Annotated in this window: 1 protein-coding gene; it reads right to left on the bottom strand. The window is 49.5% G+C overall.

Annotated elements, in window-relative coordinates:
• The coding region (locus BCT81_RS27765) for an efflux RND transporter periplasmic adaptor subunit (RefSeq protein ID WP_133152759.1) at positions 1-471 on the bottom strand (471 nt) is incomplete at both ends.

Raw genomic sequence — 471 nt, 5'->3', positions numbered from 1 at the left:
GGTAAGTCAGAGGGTATTGGACAGAGTGTCCACCGAAGGTTGCTTGTGGACGGTAGCTGCTGGAACGCATGTCTGGGCTAATCGACGCTAAGATCGAATCCGATACTTGAATACGCACGTAAACTTTATCGTTCTGATACAAGCTAAGTAGCGTTTCTCCTGGAGTCGCGTTTTCAAAGCGTTGCTTGTCTACCGTGGAAACCGTACCCGAAAATGGCGCGAGTAATTTGGTGTAACTGAGCTTACGCTCCGCTGCTGCTAAATTTGCCGACGCAAGCTTGTAGTTAGCCGTCAATTGATCGTGTTCAGACTGCGACAACATTTTGCTGCCAAACATCTCAGTACCACGTGCGAGTTGTTTACTGGCTAGCTCGAACAGGGACTTTGCGTCAGTAAGGTCTTGAACGTAAGTAGCATTATCTAACGTTGCGAGCAGCTGCCCTTTTTCTACTGCGTCCCCCGCCTCTACGG

This window comes from Vibrio sp. 10N.261.52.A1 (assembly GCF_002876325.1).
GTDB classification, from domain to species: domain Bacteria; phylum Pseudomonadota; class Gammaproteobacteria; order Enterobacterales; family Vibrionaceae; genus Vibrio; species Vibrio chagasii.
This window is presented reverse-complemented; position numbering and strand designations above follow the sequence as displayed.